Origin of the sequence: Amycolatopsis sp. NPDC051903, assembly GCF_044452505.1 — a bacterium.
GTDB lineage: Bacteria > Actinomycetota > Actinomycetes > Mycobacteriales > Pseudonocardiaceae > Amycolatopsis.
The window spans coordinates 1-1,005 of the sequence record NZ_JBITBT010000102.1; the positions used below are offsets into that span (position 1 = coordinate 1).

Genomic DNA, 1,005 nt, shown 5'->3' on the forward strand with positions numbered 1-1,005 from the left:
GCGGGACCGTCGAGCGTTACAGCATGATCGGGCTGATCGAGGCGCTCGTCCGCCGCGTCGACGGGGTGGTCGAAGTCCGCTCGCGCCTGAAGGCCTACCTCGACGACCGCGACCTCCGCCCGGATGAGCCGCCCGCCGGTGGCCGGTTCGGGCGGCGGTCGATCCACCGGCCCTGACCGGCACCAGCGGATCGGCCACCGTCCCGTCCGGACGGTGGCCGATCCGCGGCGACACAGCGGTCACCAGGGCGAGGCCGATGCAGAACAACCCGGCCATGAACAGCCAGTCGGTCCACCCGGTGCCCGCCCAGGAGTGGAACGTCGAGGCGAGCGGGCCCACGGCCACGGATCCCAGGAAACCTCGCGTGGGAGAGCCGCCGTGGATCCACGCGCCCGCGGTCGTGGTCGAGTAGCGCAGTCCGAACAGCTTGTCGGCGAACGCCCAGAGAAACACGAGCCCCATGGCAATCCGCAGCAGGGCAAGAGCGCGGCCGCCGAGGGCTCGGCTCGATGCGCGTCGCCCGGGTTCACGCCGCGGGGGAACCGTGGCGTCGGAACGCTTGTCGTGCTCGGTTGTGATGGACATGATCTCTCCGTTTCGTGGTTCACCCCGAGTGTCGGGTGCAGCGGTGGATCACTCTGGCGCCGAAGGTCCTCGCTCCACGGGGTCCTTGGCAGCAGGATCGCATTAGGCCCCACCGGAACTACGCGAGTGGCCCTGCGTAGCTGACGGCGATTACCACTGCCCACAAGGTTTTCGGCCCGCGGACTTGATCCGCCTGCCGGTGCGCGAGGTCCCACCACGCCGTCGAGGCCAGCACTGCGGCGCCGGCGACGACGCTCGGCGGGGGGAGAGAGGTCGGCCCACCTACGGCGGGTCGCGCGGTCAGCGCCGGGGGAGTTCACGGCCCACCAGCTCGACGAGCTCGACGGTCCGGCACGCGTAGCCCCATTCGTTGTCGTACCAGCCGAAGACCTTGGCGGTGTGGCCGTCGGTCTTGGTGAG

Annotated in this window: 1 protein-coding gene; it reads left to right on the top strand. The window is 70.4% G+C overall.

Annotation, left to right across the window (positions count from 1 at the left end):
* Positions 1–256 precede the first annotated feature (256 nt).
* A complete protein-coding gene (locus ACIA77_RS52475) occupies positions 257–412 on the top strand; it encodes a hypothetical protein (RefSeq protein WP_395893757.1) in 156 nt (51 codons plus the stop codon).
* Positions 413–1,005: the final 593 nt, after the last annotated feature.

Excerpts from the sequence above, each read along its gene's own strand:
- ACIA77_RS52475 (WP_395893757.1), top strand. The coding sequence starts at position 257 with ATGCAGAACAACCCGGCCATGAACAGCCAGTCGGTCCACCCGGTGCCC.